19 protein-coding genes and 3 pseudogenes are annotated in these 22,088 nt (G+C 70.1%); 8 read left to right on the top strand and 14 right to left on the bottom strand.

Features of this window, described 5'->3' with window-relative positions:
* Window positions 1-97 precede the first annotated feature (97 nt).
* Complete coding sequence (locus tag CES90_RS22875) at window positions 98-1,285, bottom strand: glutamate dehydrogenase (RefSeq protein WP_189786418.1); 1,188 nt, start codon at window positions 1,283-1,285, stop codon at window positions 98-100.
* Window positions 1,286-1,476: 191 nt separating this feature from the next.
* On the opposite strand from CES90_RS22875, the gene CES90_RS22870 reads away from it, so the two are divergent.
* The gene (locus CES90_RS22870; RefSeq protein WP_189786417.1) at window positions 1,477-2,703 is read left to right on the top strand and encodes an MBL fold metallo-hydrolase; all 1,227 of its coding nucleotides are present in this window, start codon (window positions 1,477-1,479) and stop codon (window positions 2,701-2,703) included.
* A 416-nt stretch (window positions 2,704-3,119) separates the two neighbouring features.
* Window positions 3,120-4,415 (top strand): activator-dependent family glycosyltransferase, encoded by a 1,296-nt coding sequence (locus CES90_RS22865; protein WP_189786416.1) that lies wholly within the window; start codon window positions 3,120-3,122, stop codon window positions 4,413-4,415.
* Window positions 4,416-4,453: 38 nt separating this feature from the next.
* On the opposite strand, the gene rfbB is transcribed toward CES90_RS22865, so the two are convergent.
* Complete coding sequence (rfbB, locus tag CES90_RS22860; RefSeq protein WP_189786415.1) at window positions 4,454-5,431, bottom strand: dTDP-glucose 4,6-dehydratase; 978 nt, start codon at window positions 5,429-5,431, stop codon at window positions 4,454-4,456.
* 230 nt (window positions 5,432-5,661) lie between these two features.
* Here rfbB and CES90_RS22855 point away from each other — a divergent pair, with 230 nt between their 5' ends.
* Entirely contained in the window at window positions 5,662-6,984 is a 1,323-nt protein-coding gene (locus tag CES90_RS22855; protein WP_208921442.1) for a cytochrome P450 family protein, read from the top strand.
* 18 nt (window positions 6,985-7,002) lie between these two features.
* Here CES90_RS22855 and rfbA read toward each other — a convergent pair whose 3' ends face one another.
* The 3 genes from rfbA to CES90_RS22840 all read right to left on the bottom strand — a co-directional run bounded on the left by rfbA (window position 7,003) and on the right by CES90_RS22840 (window position 11,065).
* Complete coding sequence (gene rfbA, locus CES90_RS22850) at window positions 7,003-7,890, bottom strand: glucose-1-phosphate thymidylyltransferase RfbA (protein WP_189786413.1); 888 nt, start codon at window positions 7,888-7,890, stop codon at window positions 7,003-7,005.
* Window positions 7,891-7,905: 15 nt separating this feature from the next.
* Window positions 7,906-10,158, bottom strand: coding sequence for an AfsR/SARP family transcriptional regulator (locus CES90_RS51305; protein ID WP_208921441.1), 2,253 nt, complete (start codon window positions 10,156-10,158; stop codon window positions 7,906-7,908).
* Between the two features lie 148 nt (window positions 10,159-10,306).
* Complete coding sequence (locus CES90_RS22840) at window positions 10,307-11,065, bottom strand: NAD-dependent epimerase/dehydratase family protein (protein WP_189786412.1); 759 nt, start codon at window positions 11,063-11,065, stop codon at window positions 10,307-10,309.
* Between the two features lie 198 nt (window positions 11,066-11,263).
* On the opposite strand from CES90_RS22840, the gene CES90_RS22835 reads away from it, so the two are divergent.
* The 5 genes and pseudogenes from CES90_RS22835 to CES90_RS22815 all read left to right on the top strand — a co-directional run bounded on the left by CES90_RS22835 (window position 11,264) and on the right by CES90_RS22815 (window position 14,941).
* The gene (locus CES90_RS22835) at window positions 11,264-12,718 is read left to right on the top strand and encodes an NDP-hexose 2,3-dehydratase family protein (protein ID WP_189786411.1); all 1,455 of its coding nucleotides are present in this window, start codon (window positions 11,264-11,266) and stop codon (window positions 12,716-12,718) included.
* Between the two features lie 62 nt (window positions 12,719-12,780).
* A complete protein-coding gene (locus CES90_RS22830) occupies window positions 12,781-13,794 on the top strand; it encodes a Gfo/Idh/MocA family protein (RefSeq protein ID WP_229914230.1) in 1,014 nt (337 codons plus the stop codon).
* Between the two features lie 228 nt (window positions 13,795-14,022).
* Window positions 14,023-14,428, top strand: a pseudogene (locus tag CES90_RS22825) (transposase); the annotation flags it as partial.
* 1 nt (window position 14,429) lies between these two features.
* Window positions 14,430-14,643: pseudogene (locus CES90_RS22820) on the top strand (transposase); the annotation flags it as partial.
* A gap of 130 nt (window positions 14,644-14,773) precedes the next feature.
* Window positions 14,774-14,941 (top strand): hypothetical protein, encoded by a 168-nt coding sequence (locus CES90_RS22815; protein ID WP_189786409.1) that lies wholly within the window; start codon window positions 14,774-14,776, stop codon window positions 14,939-14,941.
* A 180-nt stretch (window positions 14,942-15,121) separates the two neighbouring features.
* Here the strand turns inward: CES90_RS22815 and CES90_RS49805 are convergent, their stop codons facing one another.
* From CES90_RS49805 to CES90_RS22775, 9 genes and pseudogenes are all read right to left on the bottom strand, one after another.
* Complete coding sequence (locus CES90_RS49805; protein WP_229914229.1) at window positions 15,122-15,559, bottom strand: nucleotide disphospho-sugar-binding domain-containing protein; 438 nt, start codon at window positions 15,557-15,559, stop codon at window positions 15,122-15,124.
* A gap of 43 nt (window positions 15,560-15,602) precedes the next feature.
* Window positions 15,603-15,884 (bottom strand): annotated as a pseudogene (locus tag CES90_RS52030) (MFS transporter); the annotation flags it as partial.
* Window positions 15,885-15,997: 113 nt separating this feature from the next.
* Window positions 15,998-16,477, bottom strand: a complete 480-nt coding sequence (locus tag CES90_RS22805; protein ID WP_189786407.1) for a type II toxin-antitoxin system RatA family toxin — start codon at window positions 16,475-16,477, stop codon at window positions 15,998-16,000.
* Between the two features lie 54 nt (window positions 16,478-16,531).
* Window positions 16,532-17,662 (bottom strand): acyl-CoA dehydrogenase family protein, encoded by a 1,131-nt coding sequence (locus CES90_RS22800; protein ID WP_189786406.1) that lies wholly within the window; start codon window positions 17,660-17,662, stop codon window positions 16,532-16,534.
* Window positions 17,649-18,566 (bottom strand): alpha/beta hydrolase family protein, encoded by a 918-nt coding sequence (locus CES90_RS22795; protein WP_189786405.1) that lies wholly within the window; start codon window positions 18,564-18,566, stop codon window positions 17,649-17,651. Before CES90_RS22795 ends, CES90_RS22800 begins: the two co-directional genes overlap by 14 nt.
* A complete protein-coding gene (locus CES90_RS22790) occupies window positions 18,563-19,513 on the bottom strand; it encodes a ferritin family protein (RefSeq protein ID WP_189786404.1) in 951 nt (316 codons plus the stop codon). Before CES90_RS22790 ends, CES90_RS22795 begins: the two co-directional genes overlap by 4 nt.
* Before the next feature lie 29 nt (window positions 19,514-19,542).
* On the bottom strand, window positions 19,543-20,520 hold the full coding sequence (locus CES90_RS22785; RefSeq protein ID WP_189786403.1) for a bifunctional lysylphosphatidylglycerol flippase/synthetase MprF: 978 nt from the start codon (window positions 20,518-20,520) through the stop codon (window positions 19,543-19,545).
* Window positions 20,517-20,972: a hypothetical protein gene (locus CES90_RS22780; protein WP_189786402.1), complete on the bottom strand. Its 456-nt coding sequence runs from the start codon at window positions 20,970-20,972 to the stop codon at window positions 20,517-20,519. The genes CES90_RS22785 and CES90_RS22780 overlap by 4 nt, the downstream gene beginning before the upstream one ends.
* Window positions 20,973-20,996: 24 nt before the next feature.
* Complete coding sequence (locus CES90_RS22775; protein ID WP_189786401.1) at window positions 20,997-22,043, bottom strand: SDR family oxidoreductase; 1,047 nt, start codon at window positions 22,041-22,043, stop codon at window positions 20,997-20,999.
* Window positions 22,044-22,088: the final 45 nt, after the last annotated feature.

Below are 22,088 nucleotides of genomic sequence, written 5' to 3'. Positions count from 1 at the left end.
CGGTCAACCCTATTGCGTCGGTGTGTGAACGCCGCGGGACCTGGAACCGGTCCAACCGATCCCGCAACCTGTGGATCACTTGGCTGATCAGAGACGCTCACCGATACCAGCCGAACCGCGCCGCGATCACCGGCAACCGGTCGGCGACGACGGCGTGGGCGGCTGCCCGAGGGGTCGTGGCGTCGGTCTCGGCGCGGGAGAGGATCTGGTCGACGAGGGTGCGCATGGCGTGGCGGATGTGGGCGAAGGCCTCGTCCGCGGTGGGGGCGATGTCGCCGAAGAGGGTCCACCACCACCAGGCGTTCGTGGCGGAGTTGACCACGACGTCCGGCAGGATCGTCACCCCGCGGGCGGCGAGCAGGTTCTCTGCCTCCGGGAGGACGGGCATGTTGGCCGCCTCGGCGATCAGTCGGGCGGTGATCCGGTGCTGGTTGTCCGGGGTGATCGCGTACGACACGGCCGCCGGTACCAGTACGTCGGCCTCGGCGGCGAGCCAGGCGTCCCCCGCGCTTTCGTGGTCGTCCGGGCGCAGGGCGGCGCGGTCCACCGTGCCGTAGGCGTCGCGGGCGGCCAGCAGGGTCTCGATGTCCAGGCCGTCGGGGTTGGTGACGGTGCCCTTGATGTCGGCGACGGCGACGATCGTGAGGCCCGCCCGGGACAGGAAGCGGGCGGTGGCTCCGCCCATGGTTCCGAGGCCCTGCACAGCGACGCGGGTTCCGGCGCGTGGCATACCGGCTCGGTCCAGAGCGGTGAGTACGGATTCGGCGACGCCGCAGCCTCCGACCAGCTCGTCGAGGCCGATGCCGTCGACCTCGACCGCGAAGGCGTCCGTCAGGCGTCGGCGGGCCGTCGTCTCGTCGTCGAGGAGGGGATAGACAGCCTGGATCGTCGAGACGAGGCCGGCCTCGGCGGCCGCTCGGTCCACCAGGTCCTGGGTGAGGCCCAGGTCCTCCCCGGTCGTCCAGAAGGTCTCGATGTACGGGCGCATCGCGCGCATGTAGCGGACGAGGACGCCGTACGCTTCCGGGGCCCGGGGGTCGCAGTCGATGCCGCCCTTGGCGCCGCCGAGGGGGATGTAGCGGTGGTCGGGGTGGTAGTGGAGCGCCTCCTTCATGGTCATACCGCGGGCCAGGCCGGTGACCTCGTCGAGGGTGCAGCCCGGGCGCATTCGGAGGCCGCCGCTGGAGACGCCGCGTACGAGCAGGTCCACGACGAGAAAGCCCCGCTGTCCTGTGACGTGGTCGGTCCAGGTGAGCGACAGGAAGGGGGCGGACGGGGAGGACATCGAGAGCTCCTCGGGCGTGGCCGGGGAAGGGGCGGCCTGGTGGGGACAGGGGGGAACACGGGGGAACACGGGGGAACAGCGGGGGCTACTGAATCGTTGGTCAGTATGGCAGTGAGTAGTGACGGGTTGGCCCGGCGCTGTCGGAAGGGCGGACCATAATGGAATGCCTCAGCGAATCATCAGGAGGTGCCGTGTCCGGTTCCCGTTCCCTGAGCTCGGGGCTGCGTGCCGTGCAGCCAGCCGCCTTCGGCGCGGACCCCAGCGGTGCTCGGCTGGAGCGGATCCGTAGATCCCCGCATTTCGCGGGCGGTGCCTTCGTGAATCCCGAGGGCGCCCGGGTCCGTCCCTCCGGCGGTGTCGCGCTGGAGATGGCGAAGAGCCAGTTCCGCAAGGAGGAGCGCCTTCGGCGCGCCCCGGCCGGTTTGATTCCGGTGCACTCCACGACCGTCGCCGACCTTGCCAAGCCGCCTGTGAGCGGCTTGCGGATCACTTGGATGGGTCACTCGAGTGTGCTCGCGGAGATCGACGGGCATCGGGTGCTGTTCGACCCCGTCTGGGGTGAGCGGTGTTCCCCGTTCGCCTTCGCCGGGCCCAAGCGGCTGCACCCCGTGCCCCTGCCGCTGGCAGCGCTCGGGCCGGTCGATGTCGTCGTCATCTCGCACGACCACTACGACCACCTGGACATGCCCACGATCAAGGAGCTGGCCGGCACGGACACGGTCTTCGCGGTGCCGCTCGGCGTCGGCGCCCATCTGGAGCACTGGGGTGTCTCCGAGGGACGGATCCGCGAGCTGGACTGGCACGAGGCGACGAAGGTCGGCGGTCTCACCCTGACCGCCACCCCTGCCCGCCACTTCTGCGGCCGGGGACTGCGCAACACCCAGCACACGCTGTGGGCCTCCTGGGCCGTCGCCGGTGACGAGCACCGGATCTATCACAGCGGGGACACCGGGTACTTCAAGGGCTTCAAGGACATCGGCGCGGAGCACGGGCCGTTCGACATCACCATGATTCAGATCGGCGCCTACAGCGAGTTCTGGCCCAAGAACCACACGGATTCCATGCCGCTGCCGGGTGCGTGGCCGGACATTCACATGAGTCCTGTTCAGGGGGTTCAGTCGCATCTTGATCTGCAGCAAGGGGAAGTGAGTGGGGTGCTGCTGCCGATCCACTGGGGGACTTTCATCTTGGCGGGCCATCCATGGGCTGAGCCTGGTGAGTGGACCAAGGCTGCTGCTGATGGGGTGGGGCAGGCGGTTGCTCTACCTGTTCCGGGGCAGCCGTTCGAGCCCGCTGGGGTGCTGCCTGTCGAGGCGTGGTGGCGGGGTGTGGGGTACGTGCCTGACCGCAGGTGGCCTGTTCCGGAGGTTGCTGCGCATGCGAGTCGTGGGGACCTCGATCTGGTGGATGAAGCCTGAGCGTGGATGAGCCAAGGGGCGTGACGGAGGTTCCTGATCGAGCTGATGCGGCCTTCGGTGACGCCGGAGTGGTCCGTGGTGATGATCCCCTGGGCGACGGTGTGCCGGATGCCCGGGCCCCGTTCGGCGTTCGGCTGCTCAGTCACGGCCGGCTCGCAGTCGAAGCGGGTCCCCACGCTCGTATCGATCGATCGGGGGAACTCCAGACCAGCACGCGTGTCCGGCCGCTGACCAGGAAGGCCCGGCAGCTCTAGTCGATCGACCAGGAGCATCGGGGGGAGGAGTCGTGGGCTCCTCGACACCCGTGCCGGGGCATCCCCGCATCCCCCCGTCCCCGTATCCCTCGCGTTCGTCCGACGAAGGCCGACCAACGATCGTCGAGGAGGCATTGAGGTCGCGCCTCTAGCGTTTTGGCCATGCGCGTACTCTTCGTGACACTGGCTGTCAAGACACACTTCTTCGTTCAGGCCCCGCTGGCGTGGGCCCTGCGTGCCGCCGGGCACGAGGTCTGTGTCGCCAGCCAACCGGATCTCGTGGACGACATCGCCGCGACCGGCCTCACCGCGGTGCCGGTGGGGCCGCCGCTCGCGGCGGAGGCGGGGATGGAGGTCGCCCGCCAGCAGTACGAGGCAGCCGCCGCGCGGCTCGCCGACCCGCCCAACCCGCAGGACCTGATGCGGTTCCAGGAACTGCGCCCCGAGAAACTCACCTACGACTTCACCCACGGCGTGTTCACGGTGATGACCTCGACCGTGTTCCAGAACTTCTCCGCCGAGCGGACGATCGACGACCTGGTGGACCTGGGCCGGCGCTGGCAGCCCGACCTGGTCATCTGGGACACGGTCATGATGGGCGCCGCCGTGGCGGCCCAGGCATGCGGCGCGGCACACGCCCGGCTGCTGTACGGCCTGGACCTCGTGGGCCGGATGCGGGAGAGCTACCTGGCCGAGGTCGACCGCCGCGACCCCGAGCTGCGGGAGGACCCGCTCGCCGAGTGGCTCACCCGGGCGAGCGCCGGCTACGGGGGCGAGTTCTCCGAGGAACTGGTGGTCGGGCAGTGGACCATCGACCCCACGCCCTCCTCGATGCGCCTGGCCGTGGACCACCCGTATGTCCCGGTCCGGCACATCCCGTACAACGGACCGTCCGTTGTGCCTGACTGGCTGCGCGAACCGCCGAAGCGGCGGCGGGTCTGCCTGACCCTCGGGCTCTCCTTCCGCGATGTGCAGGGCGGAGGCCAGGCATCGGCCTCGACCCTGCTCGAAGCGCTCGCGGAACTGGACGCCGAAGTCGTGGCGACGCTGTCGCCCGAGCAGCTGGCCGCTGTCGGCACCCTGCCCGACAACGTGCGGGCCGTCGACTTCGTGCCGCTGAACGAGCTGCTGCCGAGCTGCTCGGCCATCGTTCACCACGGCGGCTACGGCACCTGGCAGAACGCTCTGGTGCATGGCGTACCGCAGGTACTCGTGGCCAGCGATGTGTGGGACGGCGTTCCCAGAGCTGAGCTGATCGACGAGGCCGGAGCGGGCCTGACCCTGCCGGCGGACGCGGCTCCCGAGAAGATCCGGGACGCCGTGGCGCGGGTGCTGGACGATTCGGCGTACGCGGAGAAGGCGGCGGCGCTGGGCGCGGAGATCCGTGCAACGCCCGCGCCGACCGACCTCATCCCGGAACTGGAGCGACTGACCGCCGCGCACCGGCGACCGGCGTAGCCGGAGAACGCCAGGGCCCGGACGGGCCGCGCCCGCTGTCAGCCGACCGACAGCGGGCGCGTTCCGCGTTTGAGGGGTTCCCACCAGGCACGGTGGTCGCGGTACCAGGAGACTGTGGCCGCCAGACCCGCGGCGAAGTCGTGCCGGGGGCGGTAGCCGAGTTCCCGGCGGGCCTTGCCGTCGTCGAGTGAGTAGCGCAGGTCGTGACCCTTGCGGTCGGGAACCCGGCGCACACTGCTCCAGTCGGCCCCGCAGGCATCCAGGAGCAGCCCGGTCAGCTCGCGGTTGGTCAGTTCGGTGCCGCCTCCCAGGTGATAGATCTCCCCGGCGCGGCCGTGGGCGCGTACCGCCTCCACTCCATGGCAGTGGTCCTCGACATGGACCCATTCCCGTACGTTCGTGCCCTCGCCGTACAGCGGGACCGGCTCGCCGTCCAGGAGGTTGGTGACGAACAGCGGGATGATCTTCTCCGGGAACTGGCGCGGCCCGTAGTTGTTCGAACACCGGGTGACGCGCACGTCCAGGCCGTGGGTGCGGTGACAGGCCAGGGCGAGCAGGTCGGAGGAGGCCTTGGCGGCGGAGTAGGGGGAGTTGGGGGCGAGCGGGTGGTCCTCGGTCCACGAGCCCGAGGCTATGGAGCCGTACACCTCGTCCGTCGACACGTGCACGAAGGGTCCGACGCCGTGCCGCAGAGCGGCGTCCAGGAGTACGTGCGTCCCCAGCACGTTGGTCCGTACGAAATCCTCCGGGCCCGTGATCGACCGGTCCACGTGCGACTCGGCGGCGAAGTGCACCACCTGGTCGGCCTCGGCCATCAGCCGATCCACCAGGGCGGTGTCGCAGATGTCGCCCTGGACGAACCTCAGGCCGGGACGGCCCAGGTCGAGGTTGGCGAGCGAGCCCGCGTACGTGAGCTTGTCCAGCACGGTGACGTGCGGCGGGGAGTGGGCGTCGAGCAGCATCCTGACGTACGCCGAACCGATGAACCCGGCCGCGCCGGTGACCAAGATATTCATGTCTGCGAGCGTGGCAGGCGGACTTCGAGGACCGGCCGACGCCTTCTGAACTCCCGTACGGCTCGACGGTCCCCTGCGCCCGTCTGGAATGTCCCTGGAATGTCGCTGGAGGATTCCTGGTGGCCCGCTCGTGGATCACTCGCGTCCCGCTCGACGGCTCCGGGCGCTGTGCCGGTTCGGTACAGGCGGTGTCGAGGAGTCTGAGATCAGCCTCACCTAGCGTCCGGGGCATGGTGGCGACTCTGAGCGAGAACGAACTGGGGCACGTCCTGCTGACTCTGCGGGGTGCCCAATGGATCATGGGAACCAAGGGCGATCCGTACGCGCTCGTGCTGCGGGCGTCCGACGACGACCCGCGCGCCGTCGGGCACGCGGCCCGCGAGCGGGGTGCCCTCTTCTGGAGCAGTGCCCAAGCCTGGGTGACGGCCGACCACGAGCAGGTCTCGGCGGTCCTGGACGATCCCCGGCTGACCCCGAGCCCCAGTGCGGGCTGGGTGCCGCTCGACGTGGGGCAGCCCGCCCCGTGGGTGGTACCCGGGCTGCGGGACGTGCTGCCCCTCGCAGGGCTGTCGACCGAGCTGGACCGGCACGAGTACGAGCGGCTGCGGGGCTGGGCGGCATCCGCGATCGCGGACACCGCGGCTTCGGAGCGGTGGCGGGCGGCTGCCGCCCGGATCTTCCTCGACCGTATCGACGGCCTGGGGGAGCGGTTCGACCTGATGGCCGATCTCGTCCGGCCGGCTGTGGTGGCGTTCACCGGGCTGCTGCTCGGCATGGAGCCGCAGTCGCGGCACGGTGCCCGATTCGCGCTCCTGGGTGAGCAGGCCGTGGGCGCGCTGGACGCGACGCTGTGCCCGCCCGGTCCGGACACGGCCCGACGGCTGACGACCACGATGCCCGAGCTGGCCGGGCTGCTCACCGAGGTGATCGGTGCGGCCGGCGACGGCGGCGTGGCAACAGGAGACGACAGTGTCGTCGCGCGACTGCTGGGCACTGCGACAGCTCACGGGTCACCCCTCGATGTGGACGTCCACACGGTGAGCGCGCTGCTCGCGACGGGCGGCACCGAGCTGGCCGTCGATCTGCTCTGCAACGCGGTTGACGCGCTGCTGGACCATCCCGACCAGTGGGAACTGCTCCGCGCGGATCCGGGTCTCGTGCCCGCGGCGATCGACGAGACACTTCGATACGCGCCGCCGGTCCGGCTTCACCGGCTGTACGCGCGTGAGGAGTTCGAGCTCGCCGGCAACACGATCGCCGTGGGCGAGGAAGTGGTGGTACTGATCGAAGCGGCCCAGCGTGACCCCTCGGTTCACGAGGCTCCCGATCGCTTCGACCTTCGAAGGGCGACCCGCGCCCGCCACTTCGTGCACGCCGAGGGCGTCTGGACCGGCCTTGTCGGTCCGCTGGTCCGGCTGCAGGCGGAGGCGGGACTGCGGGCCATCGTGACCGCAGTCCCGCAGATCAGCCGTACGGGCGAGGTACTGCGCCGTCTCAGGTCGCCCCTCACCCGTGGTGTGCTGCGCTTCCCCGCAGCCGTCGGCAACTCATGATCGTGGGCCGCCCCGGGGTCACAGGTGGACCGGGGCGGCCACTTCCCCCGCGACGGCCATCACGTAGCGGCCGTAGCCGGAGTTGCTCAGCCGTGCTCCCAACTGGTAGCACTCCTCGGCGCTGATGAAGCCCCTGCGCAGTGCGATCTCCTCCAGGCAGGCGATCCGCACCCCCTGCCGTTCCTCCAGCGTCCGCACGTACAGCGCCGCTTGAAGGAGTGATTCGGGCGTCCCCGTGTCCAGCCAGGCGAAGCCGCGCCCGAGGTCCACGAGTCTCGCTCGTCCGCGCTCCATGTAGGCGAGGTTCAGGTCGGTGATCTCCAGCTCGCCACGGGGCGAGGGCCGCAGTCCGGAGGCGAGTTCCACGACGTCGCTGTCGTAGAAGTACAGGCCGGTGACCACTCGGTTGGACCGCGGCTTCAGGGGCTTCTCCTCAAGGGAGACGATCCGCCCGGCAGCGTCGGTCTCGACGACGCCGTAGCGCTCGGCATCGTGGACGGCGTAGCCGAACAGCACGCACCCCGACACGTTCTCCCGCTCTCGCAGGAGCAGGGTGGAGAAGGAGTTGCCGTGGAAGATGTTGTCGCCGAGCACCAGCGCCACCGAATCGTCCCCGATATGGTCCGAGCCGATGACGAATGCCTCCGCGATACCGCGGGGCTCGGCCTGTACCGCGTATTCGATACGGAGGCCGAGCTGGCTTCCGTCCCCGAGAAGGCGGTGGAACAACGGAAGATCAGGCGGCGTGGTGATGATCAGAATATCTCTGATGTCGGCGAGCATGAGTACCGAAAGCGGATAGTAGATCATGGGTTTGTCACCCACGGGGAGCAGTTGCTTGGAAACGCCGAGCGTTATCGGTTGCAGTCTGCTGCCGGTGCCACCGGCAAGGATTATTCCCTTCATGCTGCGAAATGCTATTTACTGGAATGTGCGCGTCACAAGATTTGATTGATTACATTGAGGCGGCGTTGAGGTGGTGTCGAGATTCCGTTGCGGAGTTCCGGGAACGGGCGCCGACTGGTCCGCCTCAGCGAGGGTCGATTCCAGGAGCTCCGCCGCGTAGGCGAGGACGAGCGGGGCGTAGCCGTAACGGGCTGTCCCGTCCGGCGCGCGGTCCGAATTCAGCAAATGGTGGTCGACCAGGGTCTCCAGGACGCGTTCCATGTCGGGGACCCGCCAGCCCAGCACCCCGGCTGCCTGCGCGGCGGTGAACGGGACGTTGCCGCGCATGCCGAGCAGCCGGAACACGGCCTGCTCGGTGCGGCTCAGGTTCCGGTAACTCACGTCGAACCGAGGCCGTAGGTCGAGGTCCCCGCAACGGACCTCGTCCAGGATGCGCGGGGTGGTGTCCAGCAGTTCGGCCATGTCGCGCAGAGAGCAGCCGGGCAGGGCCGCAAGGCGGCCACCCACGGCGCGCAGGGCCAGCGGATGCCGCCCCAGCAGCGTCACGATCGTGTCCGCGGCCTCGTGCTCCCGGGCCGTGCGCTGCCCGCCGACCGCGCCGGCCAGCAACTGCCCGCCCTCGCACTGACCGGGCGGGCCGAGCTCGACGACGTGCGCGGTCGCCGTCGGCCGGGGCATCCGGCGGCGGCCGGTGACCAGCACGGCGCAGCGCGGACCGCCGGGCAGCAGGGGGCGTACCTGTTCCGCCGAGGCGGCGTCGTCGAGTACGACCAGTACGCCGCGCCCGGCGGTGAGTTCGCGGAACAGGGCCTGCCGTTCCGCGGCGCCCGGCGGTATTCGGACGGGGGGTACTCCCAGAGCGCGCAGGAACTCGTCCAGCACCCCGAACGGGGCACGGGGGTGGCCCGAGGAGCCGCGCAGGTCCGCGTAGAGCTGCCGGTCCGGAAAGCGGGTGCGCAGCAGGTGTGCCGCGTGGACGGCCAGGACGCTCTTGCCGATGCCGGGCGGCCCCGTCACCACGCCGACTGCGGGCCCCGTGGTCGCCCGGCCCGGGGAGACTCCCGACAACGCGCCCGTCAACTCGTCGAGCGCGGCCTCGCGTCCGACGAAGTCCACGAGGTCGTACGGCAGTTGGGCAGGGACGGCGAACGGGTTGGTCGGGGTGCCGGCCGGTGCCTGGCTCGGGCCCTCCGTGTCCGCGGACCTGAGCGGGGGCGCGGACCTGAGGGAGGGCACGGAGGGGGTGGCGGGCGCGGCCGGTGCCGTCGGCGCGGGAGTCGGCATCTGTGCCGGTACCGGCCTGCGCATCGACATCGCGAGGGCTCCGTCCGTGTCTCCGGCCGCACACGGGGAGAGGGCCGAGGGCCCCGGGGGAGCGGCGAGCGCGAGAACGGTCGCGCCGGCGGGAACCTGCGCGGGTGCGGGTACGGACAGTGCGCCCGGAGCCGGAGCCGGAGCCGGAGCGGGCACAGGCACAGGCACAGGTGTCGGTACGGCGAAGGTTTCAGGGGTGTTCCCTGTTGTCCTGCCGGACGAGACGATCACACGGCCCAGGGTCCGGGTGGGACCGGGTGGACCCTGGTCGGGGTCGGACAGCAGGGTCTGGTGCAGGAGTGTCAGGTCCCGGCCCGGTTCGAGGCCGAGGTCGTCGAGCATGGTGCGCCGCAGGCTCCGGTACAGCTCAAGTGCCTCGTAGCGTCTGCCCGAGCGGTGCAGGGCGAGCATCAGCAGGGCGTGCAGATGCTCGTGGTGAGGGTGGGCCAGGACGAGGGACTTGAGTTCGCTGACGAGTTCCCGGTGCCGACCCAGCTCCAGGTCTGCCTCGATCCGTAGTTCGAGGATGCGAAAGCGCAGCTCTTCGAGCCGGGTGACGTACGACTGCAGACGTCCGCCGACGGTGACGCCCCCGAGTGCCGGGCCCCGCCACAGGGAGAGGGCGAGGCCCAGCGTCCGGGCGGCTGCCGTCGTGTCGCCTCGGCGGAGAAGTTCCTGGCCGTCGGCGGCCTCCCGTTCGAAGCGGTGGACATCGACGTGGTCCGGTGGCACGAGCAGGCTGTAGCCGCCCGGCAGAGTGCGCACCAGTGCGTCCTCGCCCTGCTCCGCGAGAATTTTCCGGAGCCGGTAGATATATGTCTGCACGGTGGTGACGGCGCTCGGCGGTGGATTTTCCTGCCACAGTTCGTCGATCAGCTCGGATGCCTGCACGACGGTGTCGTACCGCAGCATGAGAAGTGCGACGACCTGTCGTGCCTTGGGTGCCGTCGGCATGACATCGCGCCCTTGCGAGAGAAACTCCACAGGGCCCAGCATTCGGCATTCCACGCATGCCTCCTGTCACGTCGCGCGTATTCGTGGAAGGTGAACCAGGTGAACCAGGTGAACCGGGTGAATCGGTGAAAGGGCGGCGCGGGGAGTCTCATTCCCGGAGAAGGGCCGTGTCCTCGGCGTGGACATAGCGGTCGAGGAGCCCGTCGAGATAGGGCAGGCCGCCTGGTGGGCACGCGTCCGGGACCAGCAGCCGCAGGCGCTCGACGGACACCAGCGACCGCACCGCGTAGCCGTCGACCATCTGCCGCACGGCTCGCGTACCCAGCCTTCGCTCCACGCCCGCGACGATGTCCTCGATCGCGTACGGCGTGCCCGACGCGATGTTCACCGTTTCGTCCCGCACACCCCGCGCGAGAAGCCCGTCCACCGCCCTGACCACGTCACGGACGTCCACCAGGTCGCGGTGTGCGCCCCGGTACACGGTCACCGTGCCTGCGGCGACCTGCCGGACCAGCGTCGGCAGCAGTTGGTGCGGACGCTGGCCCCGGCCGACCACGTGACTCAGCCGGAGGATCAGCCAGGGGGCGCCGGACGCCCGTACCGACTCCTCCAGCGACAGCTTGTGCCGGCCGTACGCGGTGTCCGGGGCGAGCGGAACGGACTCGTCCGCCGGTGTCGTCGTCGCGCCGTACAGCGCGTGCGACGCGGTGGACAGGAAGACGAGCAGGCGTCCCGAGCGGCGGCACGACTCGGCGGTGGCCATGACCAGATCCCGCTCCTGCCGGAACGCCGCCGCGGTGTCCACGGCGGTGGTCGACACCCCTGCGGCCAGCACGGTGACCCGGGGGTGCGAGGCTGCCAGCGCTGTGAGGGAACCGGCCAGGAATCCCCGTCCGATGATGTCCACGAGCCCTCCTTCCCGGGACCGCGACGGCACTTGTGACGGTGCCGAGTGAACAGCTCGTACGCGGGCACAGGCCATAGACGGACGCCTGTGCACGCCGCGATTAGAAGAAGATCTAAGACCGGGCGGCCCGGCCGTCACGGGCCCCGGAGACCGGTTACGTTCGCCACCGAACCGACCAGATCCGGGGAGATGCCTTTTATGCCCAGCAGTGAATGGCCCCCGGTCGTCCGGGAGTGGCCCGATGCGACGGTGCGGCCCAGTACGACGGTGGGGCCCAGTACGACGCTGCCTGCCGGGGAGGACCGACTGGCCGGATTCCAGCGGTGGTTCGGCGAACGTGCCCGTGTCAACCACATGGACATCGGCCGCGTCCCGCTGCACGGGATGACCGGGTGGCTGGGCGAGCCCGGCACGGGCAACCTCTGCCATACGAGCGGCAGGTTCTACTCCGTCGAGGGCCTCCAGGTGCAGACCGACGGGGAGTGGAACCCGCAGTGGACCCAGCCCGTCATCGTGCAGCCCGAAATGGGTGTGCTCGGCCTGCTGGTGAAGGAGGTGGGCGGCACCCTGCACTGCCTGATGCAGGCGAAGGTCGAGCCGGGCAACATGGGCGGTCTGCAACTGTCGCCGACGGTCCAGGCCACCAGGAGCAACTTCACCGGTGTGCACGGTGGCCGGGCGGTGAAGTACGTCGAGTACTTCACGGAGGCGGGGCATGGGCGAGTCGTGGCGGACTCCCTGCAGTCGGAACAGGGGAGTTGGTTCCTGGGCAAACGGAATCGCAACATCATCGTCCAGGTCTTCGACGAGATCCCGGTGGAGGACGACTTCCGCTGGCTCACACTGGACGAGATCGGCGAGCTGCTGCGCTGGGACAACCTCGTCAACATGGACTCACGGACGGTCCTGTCCTGTCTGCCGCCCGCCCTCGTCGCCCGCGCACGCGAGGGCAGGCCGTCTCCGGACGACGACTTCGGCGCGGCGGTGCGCGCGTCGTTCGCCGGCGTGGGGCGGCCGGTGCTCACGTCGGGCGAGGTGCTCAGCCGGCTCACCGACGCGCGTACGCGCCACCGGCTCGTACGACGGCGGGTGCCGCTCGACCGGGTCCGTGACGACGGCTGGCAGGTGTCCGAGGACGAGATCGCCCGCCCGGACGGCAAGTACTTCAGGATCATCGGGGTCGAGGTGCAGGCCGGCCGGCGTGAAGTCGCGAGCTGGGCACAGCCCCTGCTCGCCCCGACGGGACAGGGCACGATCACCCTCGCGGTACGGCGCCTCGGTGACGTACTGCACGCCCTGGTGCGCTGTCGGGCGCAGGCGGGCACGCTCAACGTGGCCGAACTCGGCCCGACCGTGCAGCACCTCCCGGCCAACTACGCCGGCCTGCCCGAGGCGGGCCGTCCGCCCGAGCTGGAGCAACTCGTCCCCGGTAAGGTGCTGACCCGTTTCGACGCCGTGCACTCGGAGGAGGGCGGCCGGTTCCACCACGCCGTCAACCGCTACCGCGTCGTCGAGGCGATCGACGGTGAACTGCTCGACCCGCCCACGGACTTCATGTGGGTGACGCTGGCACAGCTCGCCGACCTGCTGCGGCACAGCAACTACCTCAACGTGGAGCTGCGCAGCCTCATCGCCTGTCTGCACACCCTGTGACCGGTGATCCGCCAGGCCCGTCCACGACTTCCCTCCACGCAGTGACTTCCGGAGTGACGACAATGAGGAATCCGGGCCCCCTGCGCCTCGGTGTACTGGGCTGTGCCGACATCGCCCAGCGGCACATGGTGCCGGCTCTGGTGGCCGACGAGGACATCACGGTGGTGGCCGTGGCGAGCAGGACCGCCGCCAAGGCGGCGAGCTTCGCCGAGAGTTTCGGCTGCGCACCCGTCCACGGCTACGAACGGCTCCTCGCCCGGACCGACATCGACGCCGTGTACATCCCGCTGCCCGCGATGCTGCACGCCGAGTGGGTGGACCGGGCGCTCGCATCGGGGCGGCACGTGCTGGTGGAGAAGCCGCTGACCGCGAGCCACGCGCAGACGGCCGCGCTCGTCGAGTGGGCCCGCGCCCAGAAGCTGGTGCTCTTCGAGAACTTCATGTTCACGCACCACTCCCAGCACGCGCGGGTCAGGGCTTTGCTGGAGAGCGGCGAGATCGGTGAACTCCGCGCCTTCTCCGCCACGTTCACCATCCCGCCGCGGCCCGCGGACGACATCCGCTACGACCCGGCGACCGGCGGCGGCGCGCTCCTGGACGTCGGAGTCCACCCTGTGCGCGCGGCCCTCTCCTTCCTGGGCCCCGATCTGGAGGTGGCGGGCGCCGTACTGCGCCGGGACGCCCGCAGTGGTGCCGTGCTGTCCGGACACGCACTGCTGCACACCTGCGAGGGGGTGGCGGCCAGGATCGCCTTCGGCATGGAACACGCCTACGTCTGCGCGTACGAGCTGCACGGCACCACGGGACGGCTGACCCTGGACCGGGCCTTCACCCCGCCCGCCGACCACCGTCCCGTGGTGCGGATCGAACGGCCGGACGGAAGCCGGGAGCTCCACCTCGAACCGGACCACCAGTTCGCCAACGCGGTACGGGCGTTCGCCGCCGCCGCGCGGTACGGAACGGGGCGCGACACCTACGCCGACCTCTCGCTCCAGCAGGCCGCGCTGGTCGACGCGATCACCACGCGGGCGACAACGGTGACCGTGAGCACGCGGGGGGCGCACGCACGGCGCTGATGCAGGGAGGCCGCGCTGGGGCGGCTGCAGCGCTCCCGGAGCGGGCCCGGCTTGGGACGGACAAGGCCACCGAAGGGGACGTGTACCGCGGTGGGTTCCTTGCGCCCGGAACGGCTCCGGGCGGAAGGAGCCCACCGTCAGACGCCTACCTCGGGCCCTCGTCGTTTCGCTTTCCAGCCAGGTTGCGAAGAGCCGCGCGGAGGGACGCGCGGAGACGGCCTGTTTCTCGACCGCATGATCGGCCTCGACCTCGGCGAGATCTCGGTCGACGGCTGCATCACCAAGGCCCCGCCCGGCGGTGACAAGGCCGGGCGCTCCCCGGTAGACCGGGGCAAGCAGGGGCTGAAACGCTCCGTCGCGTCCGATGCCTGCGGTGTCCCGCTCGGGATCGTCTCCGACGGGGCCAACCGGCACGATTCACCCCTGCTCGGCCCCACCCTGGACGCGGCGCAGGCACAGGTCGGCGCGATGCCGGAGACCGGCAACGTCAACCTCGACCGCGGCTACGACAGCGCCAAGTCCCGTTTGCTGATAGCCGAGTTGGGTTTCACCGCAGATCGCACGCAAGGGCGTGCCCGCCCCGATCCAAGCCGGGAAACGCTGGGTCGTAGAGCGCACCCACTCGTGGATGAATCCTCGGCGCGGACACCGGAATATCCAAGAGCGAGGTCTCGCGGATCTGCCAGGACCTGGACGGCCGGCTGACCGCGTTCCGTGCCCGGCCCCTGGACCACGTCCGCTACCCGTACGTCTATCTGGACGCGACCTACTGCAAGGCCAGGGTGGAGCACCAGATCGTCTCCCCCCGCCGTGGTGATCGCCACCGGTATCACCGAGGAGCGCGGCCGGAGGTGGGGAGTGTTCAATGATCGGCGGATCCGATGATCAAGGAGACGCCAGATGAGCGACAGACCATCGAGCAGATACCGGGCGGCGAGCCCGCGGCGGCCGTGGGGCGAGTGACGAGCAGTTGGTTGCGATGCTCGTCGACGGCTCCGCCGAGGCCCTGGGAGATAACGCCCTCGCGAGCGTGCACTTCGGCGCCTTCTTCCTGCCGGCGATCGAGGGCGACCCGGAGAAGAAGCGGAAGGCTCTACTCGAATCCGCCCTGGAAACCCTGGACTCGTCGGCCGCGGAAGACCCGTGAGCCCAGGGCCGGTGTCTCGGCACCGGGACCGCGGTCCGTCCCCGGCCGAGGCTCTGGCTACCCGCGCCGAGCCGGGTCCGGGGCCGGACTCGGCGCCCCGAGACCCGTCCGAGGCAGTGACTCCGCGCCATGAGCCGGGTGCCGGCTCGGGGAGATCACCCGCTGTCGGTCACCACGTTCTCAGCCAGCTGCGACCAGCTCCTCCAGGTCGGCGACGACCTGGGACGGCGCGGGCATCACGGCGATCTCCTCGCGCAGCTCTCCCGCCGCCTTCTTATAGGCCGACTCGCCGAGCAGAGCGGCCACGGCCTCGCGTACCGGCTCCGGCTCGTCCTGCCGCGCGACGTCCTCGATGGTGATGCCCGCGCCCACCCGGGCCAGCGCGTCGCCGTGCCAGAACTGGTCCGTGGCGAGCACCAGCACCGAGCCGCCGAGCGGCCCGAGAACCAGCGCCGATCCCCAGCCCCGGTCGCCAGCCTCGATGAGGGCGTAGGCCATCGCCCCGATGCCGGTGACGAACAGCAGCTGACCGATCCAGTCGGCCTTCCGCCAGGCCGCCGCCCCGGGGTCCGGCCGGGCTCCGAGCGGCAGCAGCCAGGTCAGCCAGGGCGACGCCACCCACCCCGGCCCAGGTCGCCACCGCCGAGGCCCGCGCCCGCTCCTCGGCGTAGAGCTGCCGGAGCAGGGCCAGCGACACGGTGATCATGACGGCTCCGAAGACGCCCTGCACAGCCCTCGCCACCAGCAGCGCCTCGATGTCGGTGGCCAGCGCGCAGGCGACCGACGCGGCGGTGAAGCCGGTCAGGCCGACCAGGAAGACCCGGCCGCGCCCCAGGGCGTCGCCGAGAGTGCCGGCCGTGAGCAGGAAACAGGCGAAGGCAAGAACGTAGATGTCGAACACCCACTGCAGGGCCGAGACCCCGATGTCCATCTTCTCCTGCATGTCGGGGAGAGCCACCCCCACGACGGTGCTGTCCAGGTAGACCATGACGACGCCGGCGCAGATGAAGGCCAGGCGCAACGAGCGAGGGCCGCGCCCTTTCGGCGCTCTGGCCGTCACAGGCCGACCACGGCCGTGTCCTGGTGGGTGCTGGTGAGCTCGATCTCCTCTCCCAGCAGGCCGCGCAGGATGAGCCCGATGCTGTCGATGAGGGCACGCATGGCGACGGGGTTGATGATCGGCTCCAGACTGGGGATTCCCATGTCGAACTCGCAGGAGAACAGCACCACGACGTCGTCGCCGGCCTGCTGGACGTCCCAGCTCCCGTCGAACCGGGCGAAGTCGCCTGTGAGCTGATCGAAGGTGATCGTCCGGGCGGCGGCGTCGATCACGTCCCGTTCGGTCCAGTGGAGAACGCCGCCGCGGAAGTTCACCGCCCAGGCGGAGTCGACGATGCCGGCGGAGTCGGCGGTCACCGTGACCTCGCGCACGGCGTCGGTGTGGTCGGCGTAATTCTCGAAGTCACGGACGCGGTCGAACACCTCGTCCGCGTCGCGACCCGGGAGCAGTCCCTCGACACGTATCAGGCAGGGCATTACGGGTTCCTTCCAGAGAGTCGAACGCCGGCAGGCGGCCAACGGCGGCCGGGTTCAGCCCAGGACCAGCGGTCCGCCGGCGAAGGCCGTGCACAGCGCCTGACCGGACCAGGCGCGCGACGGTGGGTGGAACTTCAGGGCGGCCGCGCACGCGGCCAGATACGACGTCTCGTCACTGGATACGTACGACATGCCGCCGAGCGCCTCCAGACAGCGCGGCGTCACCCGGTCGATGGTGTCCTGTACCGAGAATCGGACCACCAGCGACTGCAGCAGCTCCGCCTGCCCCACGGGGCCGTCGCCGTCCAGCGCCGACGCGGCGCCGACCACGGCACCCATCGCGGCCTCCAGTTCCACCAGGATCCGGGCCCGCTCGGCGACGTCCGCCCGGTCCCTGGCGAGCACCTGTTCCGCCAGTGCGCTGGCCATGCCCAGATACGAGGCCGCCATCATCAGCTCGAACCAGATGAAGCCCACGGTCTGGATCCGGTCCAGACTGCCGTCCTCGCCCAGCTCGGTGCGGACCACCATGTCCGTCGGCACTCGGACGTCCTCCAGCCGTACCTCGTCGCTCTCGGCGCCGACCAGTGCGGTGGTACCCCAGAACGGGTGCACGGAGATACCGGGAGTCGACGCGGGGACCAGCGCCACGGCCAGCTGCGGACCGCTGTCGGTGTCGAGCGCCACGGACGCGGTCAGCAGATCCATCGAAGCGGAAAGACTGCAGGGCTTCTTGAACCCGTTGAGGACGATGTCGTCGCCGTCCTGCCGGGCCGTGATGGAGGACGACAGGATCGACTGCCCAGACCTGCCCTCGGCGAACCCGGAGGCCATCAGCAGCCTCTGGTCGGCGACGGCCTCCAGCAGCATCCACTCCATGCCTTTGGTGGCCTCGTACGCCTGGATCAGGCCCGCCACCGAGAAGTGGTGCATGGTGGTGGCCACCGCCAGGGAGGGGCTGCGCGAGGCTACGGCCCGCTGCAGCCGTACGGCCTGCACGGCGCTCGCCCCCAGCCCCCGGTGCTCCGGGGGCACCACGAGCCCGGGGCCGCCCGCCTCCTTGAACAGGGTCAGTGCGGGACCCCGCGGCCGCTCCCGCTCCTTCAGGGGGAGAGCCGCCAGTCGGTCGTCCAGTCCGGGCAGGAACGTCTCCAGAGTCTCGCGCTCCGGTTCAAGAAACCGCATCGCTGTCTCCTCCGGGGCCGGGCCAGGGCTTGCCCGCGAGCGTGCTGTCGATCCATCGGCCGATCTCCCTGGCGATCGGCTCGGGCCGGTTGGCCCAGGCGGTGTGGCTGAGCTGTTCGGCGTGGTGCCAACGGGACACCGTCGCGCCGGGCAGCAGCCCGCAGAGGGCGTCCACCGCGCCGGGCGGGGCCAGCAGGTCGTTGCCGACCGACACCGCGAGCACCGGCAGACGAAGGTCCGCGATCACCTGTTCGTAGTCGACGTTGGCGCCGGCCGGGCGATAGCGGCCGGTACGGGCCATCCGGGCCCAGTCACCGACCAGGACGCGGGACTGACGCCCGGCGAAGCGCAGGACGTCGCCTGGCCAGTAGCCACGCAGCCGGGCGACGCCGGCGATGGCGTGGGTGCCCAGAAGCGGGATCAGCTTCGTCAGCCCGGGATAGGTACGGAAGTGCGGCGTGCCGGCCGCGACCAGCAGTATCCCGTCCAGCTCGGCCGGGTTCCTGGCCGCGTACATCAGGCCGATCTGCCCGCCGATGCTGTGCCCCAGCAGAAACAACGGGCTGTCCGGCGCCCGCTCGCGCAGCGCGTCGAATACGGCCGGGTAGTCCACCGTGGCCATCTCGTGGTAGCCGTACCGCGACGAGGAGTCCGGCCTGGGCCGGCTGTCCCCGTAGCCGCGTAGATCGACCACCGCGACGCCCAGGCCGTGTGCTGCCAGCTCGGCGGCGAAACGCCGGTAGAACCGCGCCCGCACACCGAGCGCGGGCCACACCACCACCAGCGGTGCTCCGGTGGCCGGGCCCGGCCACCGGAGCACCGCCAGCTCGGCTCCGCCAGGCAGCGCCACCGTCAGCCGGTCGGGCGCGGGGTCCGTAGCCGGACGCGTGTCCCGGTTGCTCACTCCCCCATCCCCATGTAGGCCAGGCGGGCGGTCTGGGTCTCGACGGACCACTCCAGGGCGGTGGCGATCCGCTCGTCCGGAGTGCTGTCCAGCAGCCGGCGGCCGGGCCAGATCTCGTGGTCGCCGATGACGTCGGCGATCTGCTGGATGCCGGTCTGGAACAGCTGCTCCCGGCGCTCCAGCACCGCGAGCACCGGCAGCTTGGCCCACAGCTCGTTGCCGCGCCGGATCACGTCGGCCAGATGCTCCTTCAGCGACGGGTCCTGCTCCAGATGCCGTTTGACGATCTCGCTGCCGACGGTCAGGTGCCGGATCTCGTCGATGCCCGCGCCGCGCTCCACGCTCGCCGCCGCCGGGTCGACGATCTTCCACTTGTGCTCGCTCAGTTCGCCGGTGGGCGCCAGCACGCCCTCGACCAGGATGGTCAGCACCGCGACTCCGGAGACGAAGGCGTGTGGCCCGTTCATCACACTCAGGCCGAACTCCTCCAGCGGGTCGAGGACGTTGCGCCGGTGCTCGCCCGCGTACTCCTCGATGACCTGGTCGAGTTCGGTCTCCTGGACGCCGACCTCGACCATGTGCGCGCGGAACGCCTGAGCGTGCCGGGCCTCGTCGATGAGCTGGGTGGCGTAGAACTCCATGGACTTGACGTCGGGGGCGTTCTGCACCAGGGAGGTGATGGCCCGCGCGGCCTTGTCCTCGGCGATGGAGCGGAAGGAGAACTCGAAGAGCAGCGCGTCGCGCAGCGGGCCGGACTTGAGCATGTAGTCGGGTGTCACGGCGTCCGGGTGGTGGCCGTTGACCAGCCCTTTGAGTGTCCCCTGCGCGACATTGGCGATCCAGTAGTCCAGGTCGCACCGCTCTGGGCTGAGCCTAAGCCCACGGGCTCCCTCCAGCACGTTGGGAGCCTGGTCCCAGTCCGCCTCGGGGGCGATGTCCGTCGTCATCCTGTGATCCTCAATGATGGTCGTTTTTGTCAGATTGCGTTGGTGATGCGGAACAACTGCCAGAGGGAGGACGGCCGGGGACCGCCTCTGAAAGCCACGTACTCGGGCTCGACCACCTGCGGCGCCCATTTGAGCTTGAACGCCTGCTGGGACCGGGCCGGATAGACGAACGCGCCCCGCTCGGAGATCAGACGCACCATGCGAGTGAGCGGCGGGCTGGCGTTGCCCGGCTCGGTGCCGAGCCCGGCGAACGGGGTCAGCCCCAGGTGGAGCCACCTGGCTCCTTCCTCTGTGAACGTCTGCAGGGCAGCGAAGTTGATCAGCTCGATCGTGCCGACCGAGGCCTCCGGTGTGCGCCGGGTCAGGTCGTACAGCCAGCCGGGACGGCTGCCGTACGACGGCGAGTAGGAGACATAGCCGATCACGGCCCTGTCGCGCTCGGCCACGAACAGCCGTCGGTGCGGGGTGCCCCGGCCGGTGCGTTCGCCCACCAGGAAGGTCATCCGCTTGACGTGCCGGCCCTTGTCGCGCAGCCATGTGCGGTCGATCTCGTCCAGCTCGGGCGGCGGGTCGACGGCCGGCACCTCGCGGACCGACACCTTCTCCCGCCGGGCCCGGGCCATGTTCTGCCGGATCTTTGCCAGTGCCTTGCCCTTCAGCGTGAAACGCTCCAGGTCGATGCTGTACGAGCTGCCCAGCTGGTTGACCGTCCAGTCCCGTCCGGCGAACACATCCAGGTCCGCGGCCCGGACTTGTGCGGCGACCAGTCGCTGCCGGGCGCCGACCACCCGCTGCTGGAACTCGGCCAGCAGCGCGCCGCGGAGCTCGGCGGGCGCGAACGGCCCACCGAAGGTGAACACGGTGTCGCCGCGCCGCCGGTAGGCGATGACACCCGCCACGGACGGGGAGGTGAAATGCTCGACACCGTCGTTGTAGGCGAGGAATCCGCTGGGGTGGTCGGCGTACGCGGCGATGCTGTCCAGCACGTCCGGTTGCGGAGTGGTCATGCGGTGTGCACCTCCGCCTGCCGTGCGGCGCGGAAGGCCTTCTGACGGCCGGTCTCGAAGTGCTCGAACGGCTCGCTGACAGGTTTGGCGTAGTTGCCCAGCAGACCTCTGTCGCCGAACAGGTGCAGCGGGACGACCAGAAGGGCCCACTCCGGGCCCAGCTGCCAGACCCACAGCAGGATCACCAGGCCGGCGCTCAGCCAGGTGTGCATGACGTTGTACAGGATGTGGAACACCGGGTGGATGCGCCCGTCCCTTGACAGGGTGTAGGCGATCAGGCCCGGGATGTAGCCGATGACGTCGATGTAGACGAACAGCAGGATCGCCGGTCCCCAGCGCACCTCGTCGATGTGCCACAGAAAGGCGACAGCGGCGACGGCGAAGACGCCGAGGTACTCCGCGCGCGTGGTGCGGTAGTTCTGCCGGTGCCCGAAGGCTTGTTCCGCGCTCATGTCTTCCCTTCCGGCGGCCGGCGGTCAGGCCGTGGCGTAGGTCCGGTACCGCTCCTGGATCATGCGACGGACCGAGGCCCGCCACGCCTTCTCGCCGGCCTTGACGTCCGCCGCGTACTCGCAGCCGGGAATCTCGGCCAGCGAGCTGGGGATCGGGTGCTTGTGGAACAGCACGGCGGACATGTCGAGCAGCCCGTCCAGCCGGGTCTTCGCCCAGCCGGGCACCACGTCGAAGAAGGCGGGGCGCACCAGGCGTTCCACGATGTCCGGGGCGAGCACCCGCAGCGGATTGACCGTGATGCCCCGGGCGTCGGCCTCCTCGACGATCACCTCGGTCAGCCGGTAGGAGGTGAGCGCGTGGGACCCGCTGCTGATCCAGTACTCACCGTCCCGGACATCCCGGTCCAGCAGCGTCACGATCGCCCGGGCCACCAGGTCCTGCGGGACGAAGTCGACGAAGCCCGTGGGGTCGCTGGGTACGAAGGGCAGCCGGTTGCGCAGGACGTTGTGGGCGAAGGTGTGCAGCCCCTGCTTCTGGGAGATCTCCCCGGTGACGGAGTCGCCGATGATGATCGACGGCCGTACGATCACGGCCTGCGCGCCGCTCTCCCGGACGATCTGCTCGCCGAGGACCTTGGACGTCACGTACAGCGATGGACTGCTGCCGGCCCGGCTGGCCTGCTCTCCGCCCGCCGCCCGGATCTCTTCCACGCGTGCGACGTAGGCCGTGCTGACGTGGATCAGCGCTGCGTCCGCGTCGACGGCGAACCGCGACATCTCGCGCGCGCCCCGCACGTTGAGGGTTTCCATCTCCTCCGCGGTGCTGCTGAACTTCACCATGCCCGCGGAGTGGATCACGACGTCCACCTCGGCGCACAGCTTGCGGTAGACGGCTGCGTCCAGCCCCAGCAGAGGCAGGGAGACGTTGCCGTGCACCACCTCATCGCAGCCGGACGGTGGTCTTCTGTGCGCAAGGGCGATGATGCGATGGTGGCCCAACTGCGGGATGAGCGCGGTGCCGAGCACTCCGGAGCCGCCGGTGAGCAGGATGGTCTTGCGTAGCGTCACCATGTGTGTGGCCTTTCGATGCGTGGAACAGCCAGGGGGTGCGCGGAG

Origin of the sequence: Streptomyces capitiformicae (genome assembly GCF_002214185.1) — a bacterium.
GTDB classification, from domain to species: domain Bacteria; phylum Actinomycetota; class Actinomycetes; order Streptomycetales; family Streptomycetaceae; genus Streptomyces; species Streptomyces capitiformicae.
This window is presented reverse-complemented; position numbering and strand designations above follow the sequence as displayed.

Coding starts and splice junctions, on each gene's coding strand:
- CES90_RS22875 (WP_189786418.1), bottom strand. CDS start 1,285: ATGTCCTCCCCGTCCGCCCCCTTCCTGTCGCTCACCTGGACCGACCAC.
- CES90_RS22865 (WP_189786416.1), top strand. CDS start 3,120: ATGCGCGTACTCTTCGTGACACTGGCTGTCAAGACACACTTCTTCGTT.
- rfbB (WP_189786415.1), bottom strand. CDS start 5,431: ATGAATATCTTGGTCACCGGCGCGGCCGGGTTCATCGGTTCGGCGTAC.
- CES90_RS22855 (WP_208921442.1), top strand. CDS start 5,662: ATGGTGGCGACTCTGAGCGAGAACGAACTGGGGCACGTCCTGCTGACT.
- rfbA (WP_189786413.1), bottom strand. CDS start 7,890: ATGAAGGGAATAATCCTTGCCGGTGGCACCGGCAGCAGACTGCAACCG.
- CES90_RS51305 (WP_208921441.1), bottom strand. CDS start 10,158: ATGCCGACGGCACCCAAGGCACGACAGGTCGTCGCACTTCTCATGCTG.
- CES90_RS22835 (WP_189786411.1), top strand. CDS start 11,264: ATGCCCAGCAGTGAATGGCCCCCGGTCGTCCGGGAGTGGCCCGATGCG.
- CES90_RS22830 (WP_229914230.1), top strand. CDS start 12,781: ATGAGGAATCCGGGCCCCCTGCGCCTCGGTGTACTGGGCTGTGCCGAC.
- CES90_RS22815 (WP_189786409.1), top strand. CDS start 14,774: ATGCTCGTCGACGGCTCCGCCGAGGCCCTGGGAGATAACGCCCTCGCG.
- CES90_RS22805 (WP_189786407.1), bottom strand. CDS start 16,477: ATGCCCTGCCTGATACGTGTCGAGGGACTGCTCCCGGGTCGCGACGCG.
- CES90_RS22800 (WP_189786406.1), bottom strand. CDS start 17,662: ATGCGGTTTCTTGAACCGGAGCGCGAGACTCTGGAGACGTTCCTGCCC.
- CES90_RS22790 (WP_189786404.1), bottom strand. CDS start 19,513: ATGACGACGGACATCGCCCCCGAGGCGGACTGGGACCAGGCTCCCAAC.
- CES90_RS22785 (WP_189786403.1), bottom strand. CDS start 20,520: ATGACCACTCCGCAACCGGACGTGCTGGACAGCATCGCCGCGTACGCC.
- CES90_RS22780 (WP_189786402.1), bottom strand. CDS start 20,972: ATGAGCGCGGAACAAGCCTTCGGGCACCGGCAGAACTACCGCACCACG.
- CES90_RS22775 (WP_189786401.1), bottom strand. CDS start 22,043: ATGGTGACGCTACGCAAGACCATCCTGCTCACCGGCGGCTCCGGAGTG.